General features: G+C 69.6%; 22 protein-coding genes. 10 read left to right on the top strand and 12 right to left on the bottom strand.

Annotated features, from left to right (window positions below):
• The first annotated feature begins 12 nt into the window (after positions 1 to 12).
• The 4 genes from EYW49_RS10590 (at position 13) to EYW49_RS10575 (ending at position 3,926) form a co-directional block, all read left to right on the top strand.
• The gene (locus EYW49_RS10590) at positions 13 to 1,449 is read left to right on the top strand and encodes an amidohydrolase (protein WP_131309373.1); all 1,437 of its coding nucleotides are present in this window, start codon (positions 13 to 15) and stop codon (positions 1,447 to 1,449) included.
• Between the two features lie 170 nt (positions 1,450 to 1,619).
• Positions 1,620 to 2,468 carry a transporter substrate-binding domain-containing protein gene (locus tag EYW49_RS10585; protein WP_131309371.1) on the top strand — a complete coding sequence of 283 codons (849 nt, stop codon included), beginning with the start codon at positions 1,620 to 1,622 and terminating at the stop codon, positions 2,466 to 2,468.
• 13 nt (positions 2,469 to 2,481) lie between these two features.
• The gene (locus EYW49_RS10580) at positions 2,482 to 3,219 is read left to right on the top strand and encodes an ABC transporter permease (RefSeq protein ID WP_323052990.1); all 738 of its coding nucleotides are present in this window, start codon (positions 2,482 to 2,484) and stop codon (positions 3,217 to 3,219) included.
• The gene (locus EYW49_RS10575; protein ID WP_131309369.1) at positions 3,216 to 3,926 is read left to right on the top strand and encodes an ABC transporter permease; all 711 of its coding nucleotides are present in this window, start codon (positions 3,216 to 3,218) and stop codon (positions 3,924 to 3,926) included. Before EYW49_RS10580 ends, EYW49_RS10575 begins: the two co-directional genes overlap by 4 nt.
• 89 nt (positions 3,927 to 4,015) lie before the next feature.
• On the opposite strand, the gene EYW49_RS10570 is transcribed toward EYW49_RS10575, so the two are convergent.
• On the bottom strand, positions 4,016 to 4,774 hold the full coding sequence (locus EYW49_RS10570; protein WP_131309367.1) for a 2-keto-4-pentenoate hydratase: 759 nt from the start codon (positions 4,772 to 4,774) through the stop codon (positions 4,016 to 4,018).
• Between the two features lie 598 nt (positions 4,775 to 5,372).
• Here EYW49_RS10570 and EYW49_RS10565 point away from each other — a divergent pair.
• Genes EYW49_RS10565 through EYW49_RS10550 form a run of 4 tightly spaced genes read left to right on the top strand, consistent with a single transcriptional unit; the run spans position 5,373 to position 8,680 of the window.
• Positions 5,373 to 5,921: an iron transporter gene (locus EYW49_RS10565; protein ID WP_131309365.1), complete on the top strand. Its 549-nt coding sequence runs from the start codon at positions 5,373 to 5,375 to the stop codon at positions 5,919 to 5,921.
• A gap of 56 nt (positions 5,922 to 5,977) precedes the next feature.
• Positions 5,978 to 6,325, top strand: a complete 348-nt coding sequence (locus tag EYW49_RS10560) for a cupredoxin domain-containing protein (RefSeq protein ID WP_131309363.1) — start codon at positions 5,978 to 5,980, stop codon at positions 6,323 to 6,325.
• Between the two features lie 49 nt (positions 6,326 to 6,374).
• Complete coding sequence (locus EYW49_RS10555) at positions 6,375 to 7,235, top strand: FTR1 family iron permease (RefSeq protein WP_131309426.1); 861 nt, start codon at positions 6,375 to 6,377, stop codon at positions 7,233 to 7,235.
• A complete protein-coding gene (locus EYW49_RS10550) occupies positions 7,232 to 8,680 on the top strand; it encodes a 4Fe-4S binding protein (RefSeq protein ID WP_131309361.1) in 1,449 nt (482 codons plus the stop codon). The genes EYW49_RS10555 and EYW49_RS10550 overlap by 4 nt, the downstream gene beginning before the upstream one ends.
• Positions 8,681 to 8,850: 170 nt before the next feature.
• On the opposite strand, the gene EYW49_RS10545 is transcribed toward EYW49_RS10550, so the two are convergent.
• The 3 genes from EYW49_RS10545 to EYW49_RS10535 all read right to left on the bottom strand — a co-directional run bounded on the left by EYW49_RS10545 (position 8,851) and on the right by EYW49_RS10535 (position 14,032).
• Positions 8,851 to 10,353, bottom strand: coding sequence for an NAD(P)/FAD-dependent oxidoreductase (locus tag EYW49_RS10545; RefSeq protein WP_131309424.1), 1,503 nt, complete (start codon positions 10,351 to 10,353; stop codon positions 8,851 to 8,853).
• A 220-nt stretch (positions 10,354 to 10,573) separates the two neighbouring features.
• A complete protein-coding gene (locus tag EYW49_RS10540; RefSeq protein ID WP_131309359.1) occupies positions 10,574 to 12,457 on the bottom strand; it encodes a hypothetical protein in 1,884 nt (627 codons plus the stop codon).
• Between the two features lie 90 nt (positions 12,458 to 12,547).
• The gene (locus EYW49_RS10535) at positions 12,548 to 14,032 is read right to left on the bottom strand and encodes an esterase-like activity of phytase family protein (RefSeq protein WP_131309357.1); all 1,485 of its coding nucleotides are present in this window, start codon (positions 14,030 to 14,032) and stop codon (positions 12,548 to 12,550) included.
• Between the two features lie 286 nt (positions 14,033 to 14,318).
• Between EYW49_RS10535 and parE the strand changes: the two genes are divergently transcribed.
• Positions 14,319 to 16,385, top strand: a complete 2,067-nt coding sequence (gene parE, locus EYW49_RS10530) for a DNA topoisomerase IV subunit B (RefSeq protein WP_131309355.1) — start codon at positions 14,319 to 14,321, stop codon at positions 16,383 to 16,385.
• Between the two features lie 339 nt (positions 16,386 to 16,724).
• Entirely contained in the window at positions 16,725 to 18,293 is a 1,569-nt protein-coding gene (locus tag EYW49_RS10525) for an HD domain-containing phosphohydrolase (RefSeq protein ID WP_131309353.1), read from the top strand.
• Between the two features lie 355 nt (positions 18,294 to 18,648).
• On the opposite strand, the gene EYW49_RS10520 is transcribed toward EYW49_RS10525, so the two are convergent.
• From EYW49_RS10520 to EYW49_RS10485, 8 genes are all read right to left on the bottom strand, one after another.
• Positions 18,649 to 20,256 (bottom strand): LysM peptidoglycan-binding domain-containing M23 family metallopeptidase, encoded by a 1,608-nt coding sequence (locus EYW49_RS10520; protein WP_165498205.1) that lies wholly within the window; start codon positions 20,254 to 20,256, stop codon positions 18,649 to 18,651.
• Positions 20,257 to 20,537: 281 nt separating this feature from the next.
• Positions 20,538 to 21,230, bottom strand: coding sequence for a protein-L-isoaspartate(D-aspartate) O-methyltransferase (locus EYW49_RS10515; RefSeq protein WP_131309349.1), 693 nt, complete (start codon positions 21,228 to 21,230; stop codon positions 20,538 to 20,540).
• 104 nt (positions 21,231 to 21,334) lie between these two features.
• On the bottom strand, positions 21,335 to 22,093 hold the full coding sequence (gene surE, locus EYW49_RS10510) for a 5'/3'-nucleotidase SurE (RefSeq protein WP_131309347.1): 759 nt from the start codon (positions 22,091 to 22,093) through the stop codon (positions 21,335 to 21,337).
• A gap of 233 nt (positions 22,094 to 22,326) precedes the next feature.
• Positions 22,327 to 22,596 (bottom strand): SEL1-like repeat protein, encoded by a 270-nt coding sequence (locus EYW49_RS10505; RefSeq protein WP_131309345.1) that lies wholly within the window; start codon positions 22,594 to 22,596, stop codon positions 22,327 to 22,329.
• A gap of 280 nt (positions 22,597 to 22,876) precedes the next feature.
• Positions 22,877 to 23,581 carry a glutathione S-transferase N-terminal domain-containing protein gene (locus tag EYW49_RS10500; RefSeq protein ID WP_131309343.1) on the bottom strand — a complete coding sequence of 235 codons (705 nt, stop codon included), beginning with the start codon at positions 23,579 to 23,581 and terminating at the stop codon, positions 22,877 to 22,879.
• Between the two features lie 127 nt (positions 23,582 to 23,708).
• The gene (locus EYW49_RS10495; RefSeq protein WP_228259563.1) at positions 23,709 to 24,176 is read right to left on the bottom strand and encodes a GNAT family N-acetyltransferase; all 468 of its coding nucleotides are present in this window, start codon (positions 24,174 to 24,176) and stop codon (positions 23,709 to 23,711) included.
• A 104-nt stretch (positions 24,177 to 24,280) separates the two neighbouring features.
• Positions 24,281 to 25,141, bottom strand: a complete 861-nt coding sequence (locus tag EYW49_RS10490) for an OmpA/MotB family protein (protein WP_131309338.1) — start codon at positions 25,139 to 25,141, stop codon at positions 24,281 to 24,283.
• 30 nt (positions 25,142 to 25,171) lie between these two features.
• A complete protein-coding gene (locus EYW49_RS10485) occupies positions 25,172 to 25,942 on the bottom strand; it encodes a motility protein A (protein WP_131309336.1) in 771 nt (256 codons plus the stop codon).
• Between the last annotated feature and the right edge of the window lie 120 nt (positions 25,943 to 26,062).

Genomic DNA, 26,062 nt, shown 5'->3' with positions numbered 1-26,062 from the left:
GAGGAGACTCATGTGACGCAGAACAGTGAACGGCTCTGGGATCTGATCGACGGACGCTGGGCGGCCTACGCCGAACTGTCCGACCGCATCTGGGACGTGCCGGAGCTCAACTACACCGAGACCCACGCCGCCGGCCTCCACGCGGCGATGCTCGAGCGCGAGGGCTTCCGGGTCACCACCGGCATCGCCGGGCTGCCGACCGCGATGGTCGGGGAAGCCGGCGAAGGTGGTCCGGTGATCGCCATCCTCGGCGAATACGACGCGCTGCCGGGGCTCAGCCAGCAGGCCGGCGTCGACACGCCGACCCCGGTCGAAGCCGGCGGCCACGGCCACGGCTGCGGCCACAACATGCTCGGCGCCGCTTCGCTGCTCGCCGCCGCGGCGATCAAGGACTGGCTCGCCGAGACCGGCCGGCCGGGACGGGTGCGCTACTACGGCTGCCCGGCGGAAGAAGGCGGCTCGGCCAAGACCTTCATGGCCCGCGACGGGGTGTTCTCCGACGTCGACGTGGCGATCTGCTGGCATCCGGCGGCCTTCACCGGGGTCAACGCGCCGGTGTCGCTGGCCTGCAGCGAAATGGACTTCCACTTCACCGGCCGCGCCAGCCATGCCGCCGCATCGCCGGAACTCGGCCGTTCGGCGCTCGACGCGGTCGAGTTGATGAACGTCGGCGTCAACTACATGCGCGAGCACATGCCGTCCTCGGCGCGCGTCCACTACGCGATCGTCGACGGCGGCGGCATCGCCGCCAACGTGGTCCAGGCCAAAGCGACGGTGCGCTACCTGATCCGCGCCCGCGAGCTCGCCGACATGCACACGCTGGTCGCCCGGGTGCGCAAGATCGCCGAAGGCGCGACGCTGATGACCGAAACCTCGGTCAAAGTCACGGTGCTGTCGGGCGACGCCAATCTGATCGGCAACGGGCCGCTCGAGCAGGCGATGCATCAGGCGATCGTGCGGCTCGGGCCGGTACCGTTCGACGCCGCCGATCAGGCCTTCGCGGCGCGCTTCCGCGCGACCCTGTCGGCCGAGGAGATTTCGGCTGCGTACAAGCGCGCCGGCCTGCCGGTGACCCAGCCCAATCCGCTCAGCGAGACGATCATCCCGCCCGACGCGTGGTCGGCGGACTTCGTCGGGTCGACCGACGTCGGCAGCGTCAGCTGGGTGGTGCCGACGGTGCAGGCGCGGGTCGCCTGCTATGCGGTCGGCACGCCCGGCCATTCCTGGCAGTTGGTCGCCCAGGGCAAGGCCCCGGCCGCCCACAAGGGGATGACCCATGCCGCCAAGATCATGGCGACCACCGCCGGCGACCTGTTCGCCGACGAGGTGACCATCGCCCGCGCCCGCCGGGAGTTCGAAGCCTGGCGCGCCGGCACGCCGTTCCTGTCGCCGCTCCCCGCCGACGCCGTGCCGCCGCTCGACATGGCCAAGGCGTCGAAGGCCCGCTGACTTCTCCGTCCCCTCGGGCCACGGCGTGGCGCTCGGGGACGGATTTCGCCACGACCGGTCGCCCGACCGGTCGAACCGGATCGGGGCTCGCCGTCCGCGCGGCGGCGGGCCCAAGACCCGAGGCCACGCCGCAGATCCCGCCGTTGAGCCCGAAGCCCACGAGGTCTCCCATGTCGAAGCTCGCATCCCTCGCCATCGCCGCCGTCGCTCTCGCCGCCCTGCCGCTCGCCGCGACCACCGTCACCGCCAAGGAGTGGACGACGCTCCGGGTCGCCACCGAAGGCGCCTTCCCGCCCTTCAACAGCCAGACCCCGGACGGCAAGGTGATCGGCTTCGAGCCGGACCTGCTCGAGGTGATCTGCACCCGCGCCAAGCTGAAGTGCGAGACGGTCATCCAGGAATGGAAGGGCATCATCCCCGGCCTGCTCTCCGGCAAGTACGACGCGATCATGTCGGGCATGAGCATCACGCCGAAGCGCCTGGAAGTGATCGACTTCTCGATCCCCTACACCAACTCGCCCTCGACCTTCGCGGTGATGGCCGACAACCCGCTCGCCAAGGCGCTCGGCGCCGACGCGCGGATCTATCTGACCGACGAAGGCACGACCAAGAGCTCGACCGAGATCGCCACCAAGGCGCTCGAAGGCAAGACGCTCGCCGTGCAGACCGCGACCATCCAGCTCGACTTCGCCAAGACCTACCTCAAGGGGGTCAAGACCCGGGTCTACGAGACCACCCAGGAAGAGGACCTCGACCTCAAGGCCGGCCGCGTCGACGCGATCTTCGCCTCGGGCTCCAGCCTAGTGTCGACGCTCGAGCAGTCCGAGGGCAAGATCGTGCTGGCCGGACCGAAGTTCTACGACGGTCTGCTCGGCATCGGCTCGGCCTTCGGCATCCTCAAGGATCAGCCGGATCTCAAGGCCAAGCTCGACGCGGCGATCAAGAGCACCATCGAAGACGGCACCGTGAAGACGCTGGCGTTGAAGTGGTTCCACGTCGACACCACCCCGCGGCAGTGATCGGACAATCGTCGTGGACGGTCTCATCGCCTATTTCACGTTGATCGGCTTCGGCCCGCGCGGTTGGGGGGCGGCGCTCGCGCAGGCCACCCTGATGACGCTCGCCGTGTCGATCGCCGCCTTCGGCGTCGGGATCGTCTTCGGCATGTTCGGATGCTGGGCGAAACTGTCGGGATCGGTCGTCGCGCGCGGCGCGGCGACCGCCTACACCACGATTCTGCGCGGCATCCCCGATCTCCTGGTGATCTACCTGCTCTATTTCGGCGGATCCCAGGCGATCGGCTCGATCGCCCGCCTGCTCGGCCATCAGGGCTTCTTCGGCCTCAACGGCTTCGTGGTCGGCACGTTGGCGGTCGGCATCGTGTCGGGCGCCTACGAGACCGAAGTGCTGCGCGGCGCCTATCAGGCGATTCCGCGCGGCGAGCTCGAGGCGGCGCGGGTCGCGGGAATGGGACGCCTGCTGATGCTGCGCCGGATCATCGCGCCGCAGACCCTGCGCTTCGCGCTGCCCGGCATGGGCAACGTGTGGCAATTGGTGATCAAGGAATCGGCACTGATCTCGGTGGTCGGGCTGGTGGAGATCATGAACCAGACCCGCATCGCGGTCGGCTCGACCGGCGCCGCCTTCTCCTTCTACGCCACCGGCGCGGCGCTGTTCCTGGTCGTCACGACCTTCTCCGGTGCCGCCTTCCGGCGCGCCGAGCGCTGGGCGATGCGCGGCATGCCGAGCGGCGGAGGGCGACGGGCATGACCGAATTCGGCTTCCTCTCCGAGACCTTCCTGACGCTGATCGAGGGCGTACCGGTGACGCTGACGCTGGTCACCAGTTCGGTGGCGATCGGCGGCGTGCTGGCGCTGGCCCTGACCCTGGTGCGGCGCGCCTCGACGATCGGCAACTGGCTGGTGTCGGCCTATGTCTTCGTGCTGCGCGGCTCGCCGCTGCTGGTCCAGATCTTCCTGATCTACTACGGGCTCGGCCAGCTCGGATTCGTGCGCCAGTCGTTCCTGTGGCCTTTCTTACGCGAACCCTATTGGTGCGCGATCACCGCGCTGGCGCTGAACACCGCCGCCTATCAGGCGGAAGTGCTGCGCGGCGGTCTCAATGCGGTCCCGAACGGGGCGATCGAGGCGGCGCGGGTGTGCGGCATGACGCGCTTCACCATGCTCCGGCGGATCATCCTGCCGATCGCCATCCGTCAGGCGCTGCCGGCCTATACCAGCGAAGTGGTGATCATGGTCAAGGCGACGTCGCTGGCCTCGATCATCACCCTGTTCGAGGTGACCGGCCTCGCCTATTCGCTGGTCTCGGAGACCTTCCGGGCCTTCGAGGTGCTGTCGGTGGCCGGCGCGATCTATCTGGCGATGAACTACGCCCTGACCACCGCCTTCGCGGTGCTGGAGCGGCGCCTGACGCCGCAGTCGCTGCCGGTACCGCAGCGGCCGATCTCCGTCGCCTGAGGGCGCGATCCGCCCCTCCCCCGTCCGAGACGAAGACACCCCGCGCGGGCGACCGAGCGGGGTGTGGGTGTCGGTGAGACGTGAACCGGTCAGCCGAGGCGGCAGGAGACCGGGGCGAAGCCTTCGATGGTGGCGATCGCCGTCTCGCCGGGGCGGATCGGATGGGAGCCGCCGAAGGCGCCGGTGGTGACCATCTGCCCGGCACGCAGGCCGCGGCCACGGCGGACGAGCTCGTTGGCGAGCCACACCATCGGATGGAAGGGGTCGCCCGAGGGATGGCCGCCGCGACGGTCGACGATCACCCGGCCGTCGATCTCCAGCCGCACCGCGACGGTCTCGAGCGGCAGGATCTGCCATTCGGCGACCACCGGGCTGGTGATCAGACCCCAGTTGCTCATGTTGTCGGCGCGGGCCAGCAGCGGGGCGGGCTTGGGGGCCTCGACGAAGGCGCTCTCGACGATCTCCAGCGCCGCGAAGGCGCCCGACAGGGCGTCGGCGACCTCTTCGGCGCGGTAGGGCGCGCCGTCGGCGCGACCGGGCAATCCGGCGCCGACCAGGAAGGCGATCTCGGCCTCGACCTTGAGCCCGTCGACGGCGGGCAGCGGCGCGGGCGAAGCGAGGATGCGGGCGGCCGGGATCTGGCCGAGGCAGCCCGGGCCGTCGGCGACCTGGAACACCTTGTAGGCGCCGATCGCACCGGCGCCGGCCAGCACCAGATCCTGGACCGCATCGGCGCCGGCGTCGTCGAGCGGCACCAGGTCGGGATCGACGGATTGGAGCTTGACGCCGTCGCGGCGGGCGGCGGCGAGAACGGCGGCGAGACGTTGCAGGCTGGAGAGATCGTTCATCGATGCCTCGGCGGTCGGAGGGGCCCGGAGGGCAAGGGCGGGAGGGCTCGTCCCTTCGTCTAGGCAGGTCGCGGTCAAAGATCCAGTCGGGGTTTCCCCGCAGCGCGGCACGTCCCGAGGCGAATTGTCGCAGATGCACACATCCACCTCTCGCGGTGCGGAAGCGCGACCGGCGACCACCGACACGGGCCCGATCGCACCGATCCCGAGCCGGCTCACGACCTCCGCCCGCGGCCGAAAGCGGGGGCCTCTCCTGCCCTCGCCGGCGCCGATTCCCGCGGTCCAGCGGTCTCCTCGACCCGGTCGGACGGCACGTCCGAGGGGGCTCCGGGCCGGCGTTCCGGGCCGCCTCTCCTGCCCGCCGCGGCCTCCCGGACGCCGGCTCCGGGCGGTGTCCACCTTTGAATTCTAGAGCGATTTCAATGTGGCTAGGTAGCATTACTTGATATTGCAAATCATTCGCATATTCGTTATCGCTGGTTCAGACGCACCGGAGACGCGGCGGTCCACCCGCCGCACTCCGAGGGAGCCACCGCCAGGGCCCGCGTCGGATCGGCCCGAAAGCCGTCCGTCGCCGGCCGCCAGAGGAGACTGCGACATGCATTCGACGTCCGCCCGCATCGGGCTCGCCACGGCGCTCTTCGCCGCCGCCACCCTCGGCGCCGCCGCCAAGGAATACCCGATCGGCAAGCCCCAGTCGGTGGCCGGCATGGAGATCGGCGCGGTCTATCTGCAGCCGATCGAGATGGACCCGCCGGGCATGATGAAGCCCGCCGCCGACTCCGACGTCCATCTCGAAGCCGACATCCATGCCGCCAAGGGCAACAAGAGCGGCTTCGCCGAAGGCGACTGGATGCCCTATCTGGCGATCAAGTTCGAACTGGTGAAGCTCGACGACAACACCAAGATCGCCGGCGACTTCATGCCGATGGTGGCCAGCGACGGACCGCACTACGGTGACAACGTCAAGATGGCCGGCCCCGGCAAGTACCGCCTGACCTACACGATCTCGCCGCCCAACTCGACCCACGGCAACCACTTCGGCCGCCACATCGACAAGGAGACCGGCGTCGGCAAGTGGTTCGACACCTTCACGGTGAGCTATGAGTTCACCTATGCCGGCATCGGCAAGAAGGGCGCCTACTGAGGCGCTTCGCGAGGGCGGCCGTCATGGCCGCTCCCGCCCCCGGGAGGGCATCGGGCATGACCATCGCGCATCGCATCCTCCGTCTCGGCGCCGCCGTGGCCATCGTCGCGGTGGCCTTCGGCTCGGCCCGCGCCGAGGACGAGAAGACCTACCGCATCGAATTCCGCGACGGCGTGATCACGCCGCTGCGCCTCGAGGTGCCGGCCGACACCCGGCTGCGTCTGGAACTGGCCAATGTCGGCACGACCCCGGCCGAGTTCGAGAGCCTCGAATTGCGCAAGGAAAAGGTGATCGCCCCGGGATCGGACACGGTGATGGTGATCCGTCGCCTCGATCCGGGGGAATATCCGTTCTTCGACGATTTCCATCTCGACATGCCGCGGGCCGTGGTGGTCGCCAAGTGACCCTACCCGCGCGACGCGGCATCGACCGAGACGTATGAGGCAGCAGCATATGGGTGGCCAGTTCGGACAGATCGCCTTCATCGTCTGGCGCGAGAGCGTCGAGGCCCTGTTGGTGGTGGGCATTCTCAACGCCTGGCTCGCCCGCGAGGGCGCGGTGCGCGGCCTCGCCGGCGGCCGGGCCTGGCTGTGGGGCGGCGTCGGCGCCGGGCTCGCGGTGGCGGCGGCGCTGGCCGTGGCGCTCCTGTTCTTCGCCGAGGCCTTCGGCGACGAGGGTCAGGACTGGTTCCAGATCGTCATGGTGTTCCTCGCCGCCGGATTGATCCTGCAGATGGTCGCGTGGATGCGGCGCCACGGGCGCAACCTCAAACGCAATCTCGAGAGCGGCTTGTCGGCGGCCTCGGCGCGGGCGAGCGGCTGGGGCGTGTTCGTCCTGGCGACGGTCGCGGTGGCGCGCGAGGGATCGGAGACGGTGGTGTTCCTGTGGGGGACCTTCGCCACCATGTCGGGCAGCGCGCTGGTCGCGCCGATCGCCGCGGCGCTCGGCGGGCTCCTCGCGGCGGTCGCCACCTACGGGCTGCTGCAGCTCGGCGGCCGGGTGCTGTCGTGGCGGACCTTCTTCCAGGCGACCGAGATCATGCTGTTGTTCCTGGCGCTGGCGATGTTGACCACCGGCGTCGATCGGCTGATCGGCCTGGATCTCCTGCCGACCCTGTCGAAGCCGCTGTGGAGCACCGCCTGGCTGCTCGACGACGGCACCTTCGTCGGCGGTTTCGTGGCGGCGCTGACCGGCTATCGGGCGCGGCCGGATCTGACCACGCTCCTGCTGTGGGTTTCCTACGGGCTCCTGGTGTGGCGTCTGGTGACGCCGCCCAAGGCGATCACCCTGCCTGTCCGGGAGGTGCGGTCATGAGCCTCGGCGACATTCTGGAGGCCGCACCGGACGACCGCGCGGCCGAGCCGACCGACCGGATCGGCGCGCGCATCGACGTCGTCCTCGCCAAGGTCGGCGACCTCCTGCTGCGCCATCGCACGGCGATCCATGCGGTGCAGTGGACGATGGTGGCGATCTACGTGACGCTGATCGTGGTGCCGGTGATCGTGCCGCTGCCCGGCCGCCTCGACCACGTCTGGAGCCACGCCACGCTGTTCGCGCAGTTCGTGTTCTGGGGCATCTGGTGGCCCTTCGTGCTGGTGTCGATGGTGCTGGTCGGGCGGGTGTGGTGCGGATTGATGTGCCCGGAAGGCGCGCTGACCGAGCTCGCCAGTCGCCACGGCCGGGCCGGCGCCATCCCGCGCATCGTGACCTGGGCCGGCTGGCCGTTCGTCGCCTTCGCCTCGACGACGATCTACGGCCAGATGATCAGCGTCTATCAGTACCCTGCCCCGGTCCTGGTGATCCTCGGCGGCTCGACCGTCGCGGCGGTCGGGGTCGGTTACCTGTGGGGCCGCGACAAGCGGGTGTGGTGCCGCTTCCTGTGCCCGGTCAACGGCGTGTTCCGGGTATTGTCCAAGTTGGCGCCGGTGCATTTCCGGGTCGACGGCGCGCGCTGGGACGCCTTCCGGCTCACCGGCGCCAAGCCCGAACGCATCAACTGCGCGCCGATGGTCGCCCTGCCGACCATGCGCGGCAACAGCCATTGCCACATGTGCGGGCGCTGCTCGGGCTTCCGCGGTGGCTCGATCACCCTCTCGCGGCGCTCGCCCAACCACGAGATCGTCCATGTCGCCGGCGACCGGCCCGACCCGTGGGAGACGGCTCTGATCGTCTTCGGCCTGATGGGCATCGCGGTCGGCGCCTTCCACTGGTCGTCGAGCCCGTGGTTCATCGACGCCAAGCAGATGGTCGCCGACGGGCTGGCGGACGCCGGCATCCTGTGGCCGCTGACCGTCACCCCGCCGTGGTGGATCCTGACCCATTATCCGGCGCAGAACGACGTGTTGTCGCTGCTCGACGGCGCCCTGCTGGTCACCTACATCCTGGCCACCGCGACGGTGATCGGCGGCGTGATCGCGATCGGTCTGGTGATCGCTTCGCTGATCGGCGGCGGCTGGTCGAGCCGGCGCTTCCACCACTATGCCCAGACGCTGATCCCGATGGCCGGCACCGGCGTGTTCCTCGGCCTGTCGGCGCTGACCGTGACGCTGCTGAAGTCCGACGGGATCGTCATGGACTGGGTCGAGCCGCTGCGTATCGGGCTGCTCGCCGGCGCTTCGACGTGGTCGGCGTGGCTGATCTGGCGGGTCGCCGGGCTCTATCGCCGCTCGGTGGTGGCGCGGGCGGCGACGCTGGTGGCAATGCTGCCGGCGATCGCGATCTCCGACACCGCCTGGTGGCTGTTCTTCTGGGGCTGGTGAGGCGATCCGCGCGTCCGGCGGTCCCCTGTCCGACCGGATCGATGCAACGAGGTCGCCCTCGATCCCGAAGCCGGACGGCGCCCCGCTGCACGCGCGCCCCCGCACGAAACGAAGCCCCCGCGACCGATCCGGTCCGGGGGCTTCGAGTCTTTCGAGCGGGCGAGCGCCGGTCAGGCGATGCGGCGCGGCACCAGCCGTTCGCTGCCGAGCGCGGCGGCCACGCCGGAGCCGCCGGCCTCGTGATATTCGGCGTCCTCGTTGACGTTCCAGGTGTCCCACAGGCGCTCGCCGGCGAGGATGTTCTCGACCGTCAGCATCGCGGTCATCATCGCGTGGTCCTGGTTGTTGTATTTGTGCATGCCGTTGCGACCGACCAGATGCAGCGTCGGATAGGCGCGCTCGAGGTCGAGGCGGACCATCTTGACGTGGTGCTTGTAGTCGTCGTCGTAGACCGGATAGGCCTTGGGCTGGCGCACCACGCAGGCGTCGACCACCGTGTCCTTGGGCACCAGCCCGATCCGCTCGATCTCGTCCGAGGCCAGCGCGATCAGATCGGCATCCGACTTGGTCCACATGTCGTCGCCCTCGAAGCAGAAATATTCGAGCCCGAGGCAGGCGAGGTTCGGGTCGGGCACCATCTCGGGCGACCACGAGCGGAAGTTCTGGACGCGGCCGACCTTCACCGAGGGGTCGTGGATGTAGATCCAGTTGTCGGCGAACAGGTCCTTCTTGGTGGTGATCAGCGCCACGGTGATGAAGTCGCGGTACTTCAGCGCGCGCGCCGAGAACAGCGACAAGGGCGCCGGCTGAACCGCATCGGCGAGTTCGCGGATCGGCGCCGAGGAGATCACGTGGCGGGCGGTGAAGGTTTCGGTCTCGCCGTCGGCGGTGGTCGCGGTGACGGTCCAGATGCCGGTCGCGGCGTCGAAGCGCATGGCGCCGAGGCTGCGGCCCATCAGGATGCGGCCGCCCTGGGCGCGGGTCTTGGCGGCGGCCGCCTCCCACATCATGCCCGGGCCCTTGCGCGGATAGTCGAAGGATTCGATCAGCGTCTTGATGACCTCGCCGTCCTTGGCCACGGCCGCGCTCCGCCGGAACGACCGGGTCAGGGCGTTCCACACCGCGGCGCCGAGGTTCAGCCCCTTGATGCGCTGGGCCGCCCAATCGGCGGAGATGTCGTCGCAGGACATGCCCCACACCTTCTCGGTGTAGGTCTTGAAGAAGATCCCGAACAGGCGTTCGCCGAACTGGTTGCGGACCCACTGGTGGAAGGTCTTCGGCTCGGCGACCGGCTTGACCCGCGCCCAGGCGTAGGAGGCGACACAGGCCGCCGACTGCAGCAGGCCGAGGTTCCACAGCGCCTCGAAGGCCTTGAGCGGATAGGAATAGAGCTTGTTGCGGTAGAAGATCCGCGAGGTGCGCGGCCGCTCCAGGAAGTCGTCGGGCAGCAGTTCGCGCCACAGCGCCACCACCTCCTTGGACTTCGAGAAGAAGCGGTGGCCGCCGATGTCGAACAGGAAGCCCTTGTAGTCGACGGTCCGCGAGATGCCGCCGACGCGGGTGGGATCGCGCTCCAGCACGATCACGCTTCGGCCCGCCTTGCTGAGCAGATAGGAACTCGTGAGGCCGGCGGGGCCGGCTCCGATCACGAGAACGTCGGCATCCACGCGCATCATGCCCATCCCTCATCCGGCCGGCGGACGGCGATCTTCGGCGTGGCCCGTCACGGGTCTCGCCTCGATCCCTTCCGGCTCCGGTGTCGGCGCCCGACGGGGCGACCCTTGACGAGCCGCGAGCCGTCGGGCCCGGTTTCTTCGTTGGGACCAGTATGATTTTAGCGGTCCAAGAAAGCGTAAACACACCGAGCGGCGCAGGCCCCGCGTCGATCCGTGGTCAACGGCCGGTTAACGTTGCGGCACCGGCGAAGGCGCTGCCGGGGCGCAGGCGGAATACCCGGACCGCCGGATCGCCGGGGATCTCCTCGATGCGGGTCGAGCCCTCGCCGGCCAGTAGGCGGGCGAGCAGACCGCCGGGCTTGGGTCCGCCGGTGCTGGTGGCGGGGCCTTCGGCGGCGCAGTGGACAATGTAGTCGACCTTGCGGGCGTCGAGTGCGGCAAAGGCGGTGGCGGGATCGCCGTTGATCATCCGGTCGGCGTCGACGATGCCGCGCTGCATCCGATGATAGGGCGCGGCGATCACCGCATGGGGCGTGGCGGCGAGGATCGAGGGGCCGAGATCGATGTCGGCGGCGACCAGGCCGACGGGCAGGCGGGCGAGCGCCCGGTAATGCGCCAGCGTCAGGCAGGTCGGCCCGCGCGCCGCGGCCCCCTCGTCATCGTTCGCGGTCGCCGAAGCGCCGCCGAGGATCGCCGGGCCGCCGGCGGTGTTCGACCACGAGGCCGGCGCCAATCGGCCGATCACCACGGTGGCGAGCGACGAGGACGCCAGGATGGTGCCGACCAGCACCGCGACGACCGCCGAGCGGCCGCGCCCACGCGCCTCGGCGCCGATCAGGCCGATCAGCGCGGCGACCAGCGGCACCGCGAGCGCGTCGGCATAGACCATGGTGCGGATCTGCGTGAGGCCGATCGCCAGAGCGGCGAGCGCGGAGGCGACGAGCACGGAAAAGCCGAGGCGGGTGCGGATGGCGGGATCGCGGGCGAGCAGCGCCGCGGCGACGAGGCCGAGCCCCGGCAAGAGCATCGCGACGAGGCCGTCGACCGGGTGAGCCCTCGTGAAGGTCAGCCAGGGCTGGACCTCGGCGACGTTGTCCAGCCACAGGGCGCGAACCTGCGGCGTGATCCCGGCGAAGGGCCCGGCGAGGCAGCGCGGATCGGGGGCGGCGAAGGCGGCGAGCGCGAGAGCTGCGACGACGCCCAAGGCGACGAGGCGCCCGGGAAGACCGAGGCGGGCGCGGGAGGCGATCGCCAGGCCGAGGCCGCCGACCGTCGCGACCGCGACATAGGAGATCGACAGGGCGTCACAGGCCGGCCGGGTCCATTCGGCGACCGGCAGGGTGGCGGCGGCGATCGCCGGGACGGCGACCGCGACGGTCGCGCCCCACACGCCGACGATGCGATCGGGATCGCCGATCACCACCCAGCGCAGCGCGAAGCCGGCGGCGACGATCAGCACGAAGGGCAGCGTCTCCATGCCGACCGCGGTCATGGCGGCGATCAGCAGACCGGCGAACAGGCCGCGGCGCGGCGACGGCGGTGCCGCCACGGCGTCGAGAAGCCACAGGGTCAGCGCGATCTGGACGTTGTGATGGTCGATGCGGCCGGGCACGAACTGGGCGATCACCGGCGCGCAGGTCGCGGCGAGATAGACCGCCGGGAGCGCCGCGAAGGATCCGCCGAAGCGGCCGGCGAGCGAGCGCAGCGCCAGCAGCACGGGGATCAGGGTCAGCGGCGGCCACAGGATCATCGCCGCGCGCTCGGCCAGCGCCGGCTCGAAGACCACGCCGAACAGGCCGATCAGCACGGCGATCGGCAGATCGACGAAGCGCGACCAGTGCATCGGCAATTCGGCCGGTGGGTCGAGGCGATACTGGTGGAGATCGAACCAGCCCTGTCCGGCGAGAAAATCGCGCACCTCGACGAGGCGCATGGCGTCGTCGGTGTCGTGGAAGACTTCGCCGATGGTCGGCCAGGAGGCGACGAAGCGCAGCAGCACCAGCGCGAAGGCGAGAGCGATCACCGCGACATGCGGTTTCAGGAAGCGCTCCAGCGCCGACGTCGGCGCCTGCGGCGCGGCCGCGTCCGATCCTCCGCTCAATGGTCCACTCCCCGTCGCCGATCTCCGTCCCGGGTCCATCCTGGGGCCAGGGGCTGAAGATTCGGTTGCGGGCGGCCGGCGCTGCCGACTTCAGCGCCGGGCGAGGCCCGGCAAGGTCACGCGCCACACCAGGAACATGGTGTCGACCTCGGCGCCGCCGGCGTCGGCGTAAGCGGCACCGACCTGGAAGCCCTTCTGGGTGATGAAGTCGTTGTCGTTGGCCACGAACAGGAAGAAGTCGTCGGGACGTGCGGGATCGAGGGTCGGGACCAGACCCATCGCCTCCCACTTCTCCGACAACAGGTTCTCGTCGTCGGGCTTGCCGTTGTGCAGGCCGAAGCGGCCGAGTTCGGCATTGTCGTTGAGATCGACGAAGGGGGTCAGAGTCGCCGGCTCGACGCCGTCGGCGAGCACGCCCTTGGGCGCCACCGGGGTCACTTCGTCATAAGTGCCGCGGATGTCGGTGGCGCCGGCGAAGTCGAGGATCTCGATCTTGCGATAGAGCGAGGTGTCGCCCTTGACGCCGTGGCCGTTGTTGCTGTCGCGGGCGAGCAGCAGGAAGCGCCCCTCGCCGATCGCCGCGAGTTCGCTCTGGGCGGCGACAGTGGTCTTGCCCTTGGCGTCGGTGAAGACCGGCAGTGGCACGACGTACTCGTGGACCAGTTTGGGCGCGGCCGGATCGGCGACGTCCCAGATCAGGGCGCGGGTGTAGCGGCGGGTGGCGGAGTCGTCGCCGCCGTCCTGGCGGGTGGCGCTCTGCAGCACCGACACCAGGAAGCGGCCGTCCGGGGTGAGCGCCGATCCCTCGAGGCCCTGGTTGTTCTGGCGCCCGCGCTCGGGGTTCTTCGGGTCGGGGGTCGGCGCGCCGGGGCCGGGGTTGTTCGAGGAGAAGTCGACCTTGCCCTTGCGGATCGGCAGGAAGGCGGCCGGCGGCTCGATCGCCGACAGGAGTTTGCCCTCCGAGGAGAAGCGATAGACGAAGGGGCCGTATTCGTCGGAGACGAAGAAGCCGCCGTCGGCGAGGTGGACGATCGCTTCCGGGTCGAGACTGACGCGGCCGTTCACCGCCTGGGGCAGACGCGGCAGCCCGGCGCGGGGCGCCCGCACGCCGACCGGATCGAGGCCGGTCATCGGCTCGCCGGTCTCGTCGGTGAGCAGTGTGGTGGCGGTGATGCGCGCGTCGACCTGGGTCTGGGGCAAGCCGCTCGCCCCGTCGGGAGCCGGGGTCAGGGTCACTTCGATGCGGTTGAAGCGCGCGCGATAGTCGGTGGTGCCCTCGACGTTGTAGCCGCGGTCGGGCAGGAGCCACAGCGCGCCGGCGTAGCCGGTGGCGGTGCGGTGCCAGGCGGCCGGGTCCATCGCCATGCCCGACCCGGAGCCGAAGGTCTCGCCGAGGCCGTCGCGCGTCGCCGCCGGGATGCGACCGACCCCGACCAGACCGTGGACGACGTAGCGGTGGCCTCCGACCTCGACGGCGCGCTCGGCGGCGACGGCCGGAACCGCCGCGGTGGCGGCCAGGACGAGAAGGCCGGCGAGGCGACCAAGGCGGCCGGAACGGATCGGGGCGACGGGCATGATCGGGTCTCCGGGACGGCGGGCGACGGGCGGCGGGCGACGGCGCGGGGGATCGCACGCGATCCGTTCGCATACGATACACCGACGACGATGCCGTGAAGCCCTCGGGTGGCGCGATCGCCGTGGATCGCGGGGCGGCCCGGCCTGCGGCAACATTCCGCGATCGGCCGATCCGTGCGACGATCCTGACCGATTCGCTGCGGCGAGCGGTGGGCGGCGACGCTCGCGGTCGCCTCGCTCTCGCCGTCCGTCCGCGGACGCGCCAATCGGGAACACGCCACGCGCCATGGCCCACGAAGACCTGTTCGGCTCCGCCTCCGCGGCGGTCCGCAAGCCCGTCGAAAAGCCCGCCGCGCGCGCCGCCGAGGTCAAGGCGGCGCTCGCCCGCGCCGTGGCGACCAAGCGGGCGACCCCCAACGAGAACGACTACGACGCCAGCCACATCGAGGTGCTCGAGGGCCTCGAGCCGGTGCGCCGTCGGCCGGGCATGTACATCGGCGGCACCGACGAGAAGGCGCTGCACCATCTGTTCGCGGAAGTGATCGACAACTGCATGGACGAGGCGGTGGCCGGCCATGCGTCGTTCATCGAGGTCCATCTCGCCGCCGACGGCACCTTGACGGTGACCGACAACGGCCGCGGCATCCCGGTCGACGAGCACGCCAAATATCCCGGCAAGTCGGCGCTGGAAGTGATCATGACCATGCTGCACTCGGGCGGCAAGTTCGACGGCAAGGCCTACGAGACCTCCGGCGGCCTGCACGGCGTCGGCGTGTCGGTGGTCAACGCCCTGTCGGTGTCGCTCGAGGTCGAGGTCGCCAAGAACCGCAAGCTCTATCGCCAGCGCTTTTCCCGCGGCGTGCCGCTCGGGCCGCTGGAAGAACTCGGCGAGGTGATGAACCGGCGCGGCACCACCATCCGCTTCCTGCCCGATCCGCAGATCTTCGGCGCCGAGGCGCGGTTCCGCGCCGATCGCCTCTATCGCATGGCCCGCTCCAAGGCCTATCTGTTCGGCGGCGTCGAGATCCGCTGGTCCTGCGCGCCCGAGTGCCTCGCCGACGCCGAAGGGATCACCGACAAGGCGGTGTTCCACTTCCCCGGCGGGCTCAAGGACTTCCTCGCCGAGCGCCTGAAGGGCGAGCGGCTGGTGGTCGAGGACGTGTTCGCCGGCAAGACCGCCAAGGAGACCGGCCACGGCGCGGTCGAATGGGCGGTCGCCTGGTTCGCCGGCGACGGCTTCGTCTCCTCCTACTGCAACACCATCCCGACCGCCGACGGCGGCACCCACGAGGCGGGCTTCCGCATCGCCCTGCTGCGCGGCCTCAAGGCCTATGCCGATCTGGTCGGCAACAAGCGCGCCGCGGTGCTGACCACCGACGACGTCATGACCTCGTCGGGGGCGATGCTGTCGGTATTCATCCGCGAACCCGAGTTCGTCGGCCAGACCAAGGACCGGCTGGCCACGCAGGAGGCCACCCGGATCGTCGAGACGGCGATCAAGGATGCCTTCGACCACTGGATCGCCGCCTCGCCGAACAACGCCGCCCGGCTGCTCGACTGGACCATCGAGCGCGCCGAGGAGCGGCTGAAGCGGCGCCAGGAGAAGGAAGTCCTGCGCAAGACCGCGGTGCGCAAGCTGCGCCTGCCGGGCAAGCTCACCGACTGTTCGAACTCCGCCGCGCAAGGCTCGGAACTGTTCATCGTCGAGGGCGACTCGGCCGGCGGCTCGGCCAAGCAGGCGCGCGACCGGCGCAGCCAGGCGGTGCTGCCGTTGCGCGGCAAGATCCTCAACGTCGCCTCGGCGACCCGCGAGAAGCTCGCCGCCAACCAGCAGATCTCCGACCTCGTCCAGGCGCTGGGCTGCGGGATGCGGGCGCAGTACCGCGACGAGGACCTGCGCTACGACAAGATCGTGGTGATGACCGACGCCGACGTCGACGGCGCCCACATCGCCTCGCTGCTGGTCACCTTCTTCTGGCGCGAGATGCCCAATCTGATCCGCAACGGCCATCTCTATCTGGCGGTGCCGCCGCTCTACCGCATGACGATCGGCGCCAAGACCATCTACGCCCGCGACGACGAGCATCGCGAAGAGCTGATGCGCACGGTGTTCAAGAACAAGAAGCCGGAGATCGGCCGCTTCAAGGGCCTCGGCGAGATGATGCCGAACCAGCTCAAGGAGACGACGATGGATCCGAGCACCCGCACCCTGTTGCGGGTCGGGATCCTCGACGACAGCGAAGAGGCGACCGTGGATTCGGTCGAACGCCTGATGGGCAGCCGCCCGGAAGCCCGCTTCGCCTTCATCACCGAACGCGCCGCCTTCGCCGACGAGGCGGTCCTCGACATCTGAGGCGCCGTCAGCGGCCACCCCGACGACACCCGCCCGGCTCCGCGACGACCGGCGGCCTTCGGTCTACCGCCGAGGATTCGCCGTCGCGTGGTTGCGGTCGCGGTCGGCAAATACATTTGCGCCCTGGCACAGATGACGCAACGGAAACCCGCCTATTGCTCGCGAAAGTCTCGAGACTTCGGTCCGACTTCGCATCGCGGCGAATTTCGAACGTGCAAATCGATTCCCCGATCGGCGCTAGTCTCCGATTAATGTTTTTCGCGCAACGTCACCTGTGAAACGTGGGTGCGACGACGACGTTGCAATGAGGAGCATCGTCGGCGGAAAGGGAGCGGAACCATGAAGATCTCGGTCAAGAGCAGCATCATCGCGGCTGCCGTCCTGATGATCGCCCTCCTGTGTGCCCAGGGACTGCTCGGCTTGTCGAAGCTCGGCGCGGTCCACGCCACCACCGTCGACCTGACGGCCAATCGTCTGCCGACCGCCGAACTGCTCGGCGAGATCGACGCCCAGACGACCCGCTATCGGTTGCGCGCGATGCGCTTCGTGATGGCGCCCGAGACGGAGCGGCTGCCGGAGATCGGCGCGCAGCTCTCGCTGTCCGGCGTCAAAATCGCCGAACTCTTCGCCCGCTACGAGGTCGGCCTCGACCGGAGTGGCGATCATGGCGATCGCACCGGCTGGATCCGCTTCCGAGAGGCGTGGGCGACCTACCTGCCGATCCAGGAGGCTTCGATCGCCGCCAAACGGGCCGGCGATCAGATCCGGGCGATCGACCTGATCGAGGAGGGGCGCGAGGCGTTCCTGACGGCGACCGCGGCCCTGCAGGTGGAGGTCGTCCGTAACGCCGCGATTTCCGGAGAAGAAACCCGTCTCGTCGGCGAGACCTACGCCGCGGCGCGACGCGAGGTGATGCTGTTCGCCTTCCTGGCGATCACCGTCGGCGCGGCGATCGCGGCCTATGTCCTCCTGCATCTGACCAAGCCGATGCAGGGATTCCGTGCGGCCATGCAGGCGATCGCCGCCGGCCGCTTCGAGACGCCGATTCCGGGCGTCCGGCGCTCCGACGAGATCGGCGACATGGCCCGGACGCTGGTCTATTTCCGCGACACCCTCGCCGACGCCGACCGCCTGCGCGTCGAGCAGGCCGAACTCGACAACGCCAATCTGAAGATGATCGCCGAGGCCCAGCAGGCCGAATTGACCGCGATCGAGGACACCCAGAGCCTGATCGCCGAACTCGCCGAGAGCCTCGACGCCCAGGTCGAGGAGAAGACGCGGCATCTGCTCGAACGCGAACGCGAGATCGTGTGGCGACTGTCGCGGGCGACCGAACGTCGCGACAACGACACCGGCGCTCACATCGTGCGGATGGGGCTGATCAGCGGGATCGTCGCCGAGGCGATGGGCCTGCCGGAGTCGGACTGCCGGATGATCGAGATCGCCGCGCAGATGCACGACGTCGGCAAGGTCGGCATCCCCGACGAGATCCTGTTCAAGCCGGGTCGCCTGACCCCGGACGAGCGTGTGATCATGGAGACCCATGCCCTGCTCGGCTGGGAGATCCTGCACGGCTCGGATTCGCCGCTGATCCGGCTCGCGGCGGAGGTCGCGGTCAGCCATCACGAGAAATGGGACGGCACCGGCTATCCCCATCGCCTCGCCGGCGAAGCGATCCCGCTGGTCGGGCGGATCTGTGCGCTCGCCGACGTATTCGACGCGCTGATGGCGGTGCGGCCCTACAAGCAGGCCTGGAGCCTCGACAAGGCCGCGGAATTCATCGAGCAGAACTCCGGCACCCACTTCGATCCGGCCTGCGTCGCCGCGTTCTTCTCGCGGATCGAGGATATCATCGCGGTGATCGAGACCGAGCGCGATCCCCAGACCGTCGACGTCCGCGCCGCCTGACGCCGAGGACCACCGAGGACCGCCTGCGCGTCGCGGAGCCCACGCGATCACGCCTCCGCGGATCGAGTGCGGGTGTCCGCCGGCTCGTCGCATCCCGCGCGGCCTCCCCTTCCCCCGGCATCTCGCTGCGCCGATCGGTGGCGGCCCCACGCACGCTCGGCCCGGGCGCCCGATCGCTCGGCGGCGCCCGCCGCGAGAGCGACCTCCCGCCCTCCCCGCTTCTGCTTCATCGGCCCCTGCGCCCGCCCGCCTGCGCCATTCCCCCCGAAACGACGCGACCCCGGTTCGGGTGAACCAGGGTCGCGGGGCTCGACGGAGGACGGACTCGGGCGGGTCCGCGAAGGACCCGCCGTCGTCAGTTGGAAGCGAGGTAGGGCTTGGGATCGATCGCCTTCTGGCCCTTGCGCAGTTCGAAGTGGAGCTGCGGCTGGGTCACCGAACCGGTGGCGCCGGCGCGGGCGATGATCTGGCCGCGGGAGACCTTCTCGCCGCGGTTGACCAGCAATTCGCTGGCATGGGCATAGGCCGAGACGAAGCCGTTGGCATGGCGCACCAGCACGAGGTTGCCGTAGCCCTTCAGCTCGTTGCCCGAATAGATCACCTCACCGTCGTCGGCGGCCTTGACCGAGGTTCCTTCCGGCACCGCCAGATTGATGCCCTCGTTCTTTTCGCCGTTGGGCTTGGCGCCGAATTCGGAGATCACCCGGCCACGCACCGGCCAGCGGAAGCTGCCGGCGGCGGCGGAGGCCGACGACGCGGGCTCCTCGGCGGCGGTCTCCTTGGCGACGGCGACGGTCTCCGCGGCCTTCTGGTCGATCTTCTCGTTGCGGGCGGCCTGCGCAGCGCTCAGCGCGGCGCCGACCGCCGGGCTGGTGGTCCCGGGCTTGGGGCCCAAGGATGCGGTGGTCACCGGCGGCACGGGAGCGGCGGCGACCTTGGTCGGGGCGCCGGGCTTGGCGACCGGCGCCTGGGCGACGAGTGGCGCAGCGGCTTCCGCGGCATGGGCCGGGGCTTGCGAAGTCTTGAGCATCAGTTTGGTGCCGGCCGGCAGCAGCAGATGCTGGCCGGGGGTCAGGCTCGACTGACGCAGGTTGTTGCGCTCCTTCAGGGCCTGTTCGCTGACGCCGTAGGTGCGGGCCACCGAAGACAGCGTGTCGCCGGGCCGGACGGTGTAGTCGCCGACCAGCTTGACGCCGCCGGCGGGATCGGGACGCGGCGCCTGGGCGACCGGCGCCACCGGCACCGGATGGGGGGCTGCGACCGGCAAGGGCGCGGGAGCCGCGGCGACCGGCGGACGCGAGGCCATCACCATCGGCGCCGGCGCCGGGGCGACGGCGGTGCGCGGCACCGCGAGGGTCTGCGGCGGCGCACCGAGCGGCCGGGCGATCGGGATCTGGCGGACCACCGGTGCCGGCTGGGCGGCGACCGGCGCGGCGGCCGGGGCATTGGCGGCATAGACCGGGATCAGCACCCGGCCGCCCGGCAGCGGCCGGTTGGTGGCGGAGAAGTTGTTGGCCTGGACGATGGCGCCCGAAGGCACGCCGTAGCGGCGCGACAGGGTGTCGACGGTCTCGCCGGGCTGCAGCGTCACGTAGGATCCACCCGTGGCGGTCCAGCCGCCGGCGGCGGCGACGCGGGGCGCCTGGGGCACGCTCGGGGCGGCCGGTGCCTCGTAATAGGGCTGGGTCGCGGGAGTGGCGGCGTAGGACTGCTGCACCACCGGCGCGGCGGGCGCCATCGGCGGCGCCAGATCCTGGCGGCTGACCATCGGGTCGGCGCCACCGATCGAGCCGGTGGTGTCGACGTTGTAGCCGCTCTGCGGATAGGCCGGTCGCCGGGCCGCCGGAGCGGCGCCGAGGATCTCACGCTGGTTCGGAGTCGACCCGGTATAGACCGGACCGTCGCCGAAACGGCCGACGTCGTTCGAGCATCCACCGAGGGCGGCGACGGCCAGAGCGACCATCGCACACCGGGACATACTGCGGGACCGCACGTTGGGGATCGGAAGACGCATCGCACCACTCACGTCGTTCAGGACGAAGATATTCGTCCATTACCTGGGCCCTATTGAAGACCTCGTAACGTTGACAAAGCTTTAAAAGGACGACGATTTCGCCGATTTCGCCGGCGCCCGGGACGAGCGGGTGAACGAAGCGGACGCGGCGGCACCCGCGGTTTTCCTGGAATTTTTCGGTGTTTCCCCGACGTCCGGCGGGGGCTGCGACATGGTTTACGCCGGACCGATCACAGCGCCTGGGCGCGGCCGGGGATGAGCGCGACGCAGCGCACCGGCCCGAGCGCTTCGACCTCGACGGCGCGGTCGCCGCGACGCCAGCGGGTCAGTGTCTGTGGACCGCCGGAGGGCCCGAGCGGCGCGACCAGGACGCCGCCGACCGCCAGTTGGGCGATGAGGTCCGCGGGCGGCTCGGGCGTCGCCCCCGAGACCAGGATGCGATCGAAGGGAGCGTGGCGGCTCCAGCCCTCGAGGCCGTCGTGGACGGAGGCGACGACGTTGTCGAAGGCGAAGTCCGAGAATCGCTCGGCGGCGGCGGCGCCGAGGGTCGCCCAGCGCTCGACGGTGTAGACCTTGGCGGCGAGGGCCGCGAGCACCGCGGTGCCCCAGCCCGACCCGGTGCCGATCTCCAGCACCCGGCGACCGCGGTCGATCTCGGCGGCGACGCACAGCCGGGCGAAGGCCGACGGGGCCTCGACGGTCTGGCCGCATTCGAGGAGCAAGGGACGGTCGCGGCCCAGCGCCGCGCCGGCGGCCTCGGCGACGAAGGCGTCGCGCGGCGTCGCGGCGATCGCCGCGAGCAGATCGCGGTCGGCGATGCCCTTGTCGGCGAGGATCGCGACGAGGCGGGCGAGGATCCGGGACTCCGCCTCGGACACCGTGATCTCGGTCCGGCGGACCGCCGCCGCGTATCGTCCGGCCATCACTCTCCCCTCGGTCGTTGCATCGACCCGATGGGGTAGTCCGTGGAGGTTGGCGAATGGTTACCGCAGCCACGCGGTGGGCGCGGATCGGCCGGCGCAGCCGCTCACGTGAAGGCGGCGGCGAGCGCGTCGTGGGCGGCGTGGTCGGTCAAGTCGAGGCGCAGCGGCGTCACCGAGACGGCGCCGCGGGCGAGCGCATCGAGATCGGTGCCGGCGACCGGCTCGCTCGACTGCGGGCGGTAGGAGATCCAGTAATAGGGGTTGCCGCGGCCGTCGACACGGGCATCGACCCCGACCGCGGCATCGTTGCGCGCGCCCTGACGGGTGACCATCACACCGATGACCTCGGCGGCGGTACAGGGCGGAAAATTGACGTTGACCAGGCAACCGGGGGCAATGCCGACCTCGAGCACCTTGCGCAGCACGTCCGGACCATGGGTCTCGGCGGTGGTCCACGGCGGGCTGGCGCCGTCGGCCCAGGCGAAGGCCTGCGACAGGGCGAACGACGGGATGCCGAGCAGCGAGCCTTCCATGGCGGCGGCGATGGTGCCGGAATAGGTGACGTCGTCGGCGACGTTGGCGCCGCGGTTGACCCCCGACAGGATCAGCTGGGGCGGCTCGTCGAGGAGCTGGCGCACCGCCATGATCACGCAGTCGGTGGGGGTGCCGCGCACCGCGAAATGGCGCTCGGAGATCTTGCGCAGGCGCAGCGGGTCGGACAGCGACACCGAATGGGCCTTGCCCGACTGATCGGTCTCGGGAGCGACCACCCAGACGTCGTCGGACAGCGCCAGGGCGATGCGCTCGAGCACCCTGAGGCCGGTCGCGTGAATGCCGTCGTCATTGGTGATCAGGATGCGCATCGGATTTCCTCCGCGACCGAACCGGATCGCGCAGCGACCGTCGCGGCCACCGCTCCGACACCCTCCGGGACGACCGTCCGCGAATCGAGAAATCCGATATTTCAAGGGCTTGTCGTCGGTTCCGACGACAGGCGTAGCATGGTCGGGCGAACCGGATCAAGTACGCCGTGGCACGCCCTTCGGCGCGGCCGGTGCCCCTCGCGGACCCGTCCGCCGGTCGCCCGGCGCGGGTTTCAGTGGCGGTACAGCCATTCGCGGGCGTGACGCTGGGCCTCGGCGATCTCGCTCGCCGACATCTCCTGCGAGATCTCCTGGCGGTAGCGGATCGCTTCGCGATTGCCCTGGGCGGCGGCGAGGTTGAACCACATGTGGGCGGCGACCATGTCGGCGGGAACGCCCCGGCCGATCGAATGATTGATGCCCATCTGGAAGAACACGTCGGAAGTGATGGTCTGCGGACCCATTCCCGCATGTTCGGCATTGTTGATCTCGAAACGAGCCATGTCACGTCCCCCTGAATACTGGGCGGATCTGCCCCACCGACCTGATCTCTTGGCCGGTCTCCATGGGTCCGATACTGACGGCGATCGATAAAACACGAGTTAAATGCGATACTTAATCAAGCGACAACAGAATCGGAACGAGGGATTAATTTCACGGTCGATTCATCTTGGCAGCGCCGATTCCGCTGGAGTCTCAAGGCCGGCGCGCGCGCCGGTCGGGAATCGCGGCAAGACTTCGTTCACCGCGATTCCGATGTGTCGTCGGTCGTGTCGCCGCCGGTCAGCGGGCGCGCTGGCCGAACAGGACCTTCTTGGCTTCGTCGTCGGTGGCGAGGTCGCGACGCAGGTCACCGGCCACGGCGAGGCCGCGTTCGACCGCCGGCCGCGCCAGCGCGCGATCGAGCCAGGCCGAGAAGTGCGGGAACTCGGTGCGGTCGATGCCCTGGCGCTCCCACAGCTTGGCCCAGCCGACCACCGCCATGTCGGCGATCGAATAATCGCCGGCGATCCACTCGCGCCCGGCGAGACGCTTGTCGAGGACGCCGTAGAGGCGATGGGTCTCGTTGCGGTAGCGATCGATGGCGTAGGGGATCTTCTCCGGCGCGTAGAGCGCGAAGTGATGGTTCTGGCCGAGCATCGGCCCGAAGCCTCCCATCTGCCACATCAGCCACTCCTCGACCTCGACCCGGCCGCGCTCGTCGGCGGGCAGGAAGCGGCCGTACTTGCGGGCGAGGTAGAGCAGGATGGCGCCGGATTCGAACACCGAGATCGGCTTGCCGTCCGGGCCGTCGGGATCGACGATCGCCGGCATCTTGTTGTTGGGCGAGATCGCCAGGAAGGCCGGGTCGAACTGGTCGCCCTTGCCGATGTTGATCGGGATCACCTCGTAGGGAACGCCGAGTTCCTCGAGCAGGATGGTGATCTTCCAACCGTTGGGGGTCGGCCAGTAGTAGAGGCGGATCGGAGCCGGTTCGGCAGCACTCATCGTCGAATCCCTTCTTGGGGGCAAATGGGCGGGGGCCTCGTCGCGCGGAACCGAGCGCCCCGCTCACGCTCGGTACATGGCGTGTCGGGGCCGCGTCGACCAGCCCCGACGGCGCCGAAACGGCGGTTCACGGCGTCAGCGTCATCTTGAAGCCGACATGGCTGCGGGCGAAGCCCAGGCGCTCGTAGAAGCGATGGGCGTCGAGACGGGCGGCGTTGGAGGTCAGTTCGACCACGCCGGCCCCTTCGGTGCGCGCCAGCGCCACGAGATGGGCGATCAGCGCGGCGCCGATGCCGCGGCCGCGATTGCCCGAAGCGACCTGGACCGCCTCGATCAGGGCATGGATGCGGCCGCGATGGGGCAGCGAGCGCAGGAGCGTCAGTTGCCCGGTGCCGACGGTCACGCCCGCGAGCTCGGCGACCACCAGGCGGTCGCGCGGATCGGCGAGGATCGCGTCGAGCGCGGCGCGATAGGCGTCGCGGGCGGACGGGTCGGTGGTGTCGCCGTGGCCGCCGAGGGCGTCGGCGGCGAAGATCGCCACCAGCGCGCCGAGATCGTCGGGCCGGGCGGAACGGAAGGTCGGAAGATCGGACAAGACGGCGACTCCCTCGGCGCGGCCCTGGGCCGGCCGAGGGATGGGACGTCAGCCGGCGCGGCGGGTCAAGCCGGACGGCACCGGGGACGACGACGGTGTCGGGATCAGTCGATCGGCCGCGGCGGCAAGGGCGGCGCTTCGTGGATCAGCAGCACGTCGATGCGGCGATTGGCGGCGAGCATCGGCTCGTTGGGGAACAGCGGATCGGTGTCGGCCTTGCCGATCACCGAATCGAATCGGTCGGAGGGCACGCCGTAGCCGGTCAGGACCTCCTGGACGGCGACGGCGCGGCCGGCCGACAGATCCCACGGCGACGATCCGGCGCCGGCCCAGCGGCTCGAGCCGGCGGTGTGGCCGGTGATGCGCAGGCGATGGGGCAAGCGGGCCAGCGGCTGCGCCAGCTTGGCGAGGATGGCGCGGGTGAACTCGTAGGGCTGCTTTGCCCCTTCGGCGAACATCGAGCGGCCGTCCTGATCGACGATGCGGATGTTGAGGCCCTCTTCGGTCTCCTCGAAGACCACGTGTTTGGACACTTCGGAGATCTCCGGCATGTCCTGGAGGGCCTGGCGCAGCGAGGCGGCGGCGGTGAGGAACTGGCGCGGACGCTCTTCCTTGGCCTGTTCGAAATCGTGGGTGTTGTTCTCGGGACCCTGTTTGGCGGCGGTGTCCTTGCTCAACGCCGAGGTCTCGGCATCGAGCTTCTTTTCCACCGGCGAGGTCTCCTTGTGGAACTTGCGGACCGGCAGGCCGTCCTTCTCGATCATCCCGGCGGTGCGTGGGATCGGCTGCATGCCGAAGGCATCCTTGAGGGAACCGGCGGCGTCGGCGAGCTTCTGCTTGTCCTGATTGGCCGAGGCGAGCAACATCACGAAGAAGGCCATCAGCAGGGCCATCAGGTCGGCGAAGGTGATGACCCAGGCGCCGCCGTGTCCGCCGCCGCCGCCGTGTCCCTTCTTCTTGGCCATGTGGACGCCCCGTTCGTGGTTCGCGCGACGTCAGGCCGCTTCTTCGAAAGCGGCGCGGTGCTTGGTCGGCAGATAGGACAGCAGCATGTCGCGAATGACCGCCGGGCTCTTGTTCTCACGGATCATCAGCACGCCGTCGAGGATCAGCGTGAAGTTGACGTTCTCTTCGATCGCCTTGATCTGCAGCTTGTCGGCGATCGGCAGGGCGACGACGTTGGCCATGACCGCGCCGTAGAGGGTGGTGAGCAGCGCCACGGCCATGCCGGGGCCGATCTTCTTGGGATCGTCCATGTGCGAGAACATCGACACGAGGCCGATGATGGTGCCGACCATGCCCATGCCGGGGGCGGCGTTGCCCATGAAGTTGAACAGCTTGTTGGCGTCTTCGAGGCGTTCGATCTGCAGGTCGCGCTCGCGCTCGAGCGTCTCGCGGATGATCGGCAGATCGAAGCCGTCGGCGATCATGCGCATGCCCTTGGCCAGGAACTCGTCCTCGATCTCGACCGCTTCGAGGCCGAGCGGCCCCTGTTTGCGGACGATGTCGGCGAGTTCGGCGATCTTCTCGATCATGTCGCGGGCGGAGACATGGTGATTGAAGGCGACCGCCTTGAGACCGGTGCCCGCCGCGGCGATGAAGCCGCCCATGGTGAAGCGGGCCATGGTGGTGGTGATGGCGCCCAACACCACGACATTGGTGGCGAGCAGGTCCATGAACATCGAGAGCTTGGAGCCCTCCATGAAGACGGCGAGGATCAGAACGCCGAAGCCGCCGCCGATGCCCAGGAAAGTGGCATAGTCCATGATCTACTCGCACACAGGGGACGCGCGGGAGCTCCGTCCTCGAGGGCGAGTGTCGCGGAACAAAGGTAAGGAAGGGTTACCGGGGGGGCCTGCGGGGAGCCGCGATTCACGATCTCCGCC

The sequence above is a fragment of the Siculibacillus lacustris genome (assembly GCF_004328075.1).
GTDB classification, from domain to species: Bacteria; Pseudomonadota; Alphaproteobacteria; order Rhizobiales; family Ancalomicrobiaceae; genus Siculibacillus; species Siculibacillus lacustris.
This window is presented reverse-complemented; position numbering and strand designations above follow the sequence as displayed.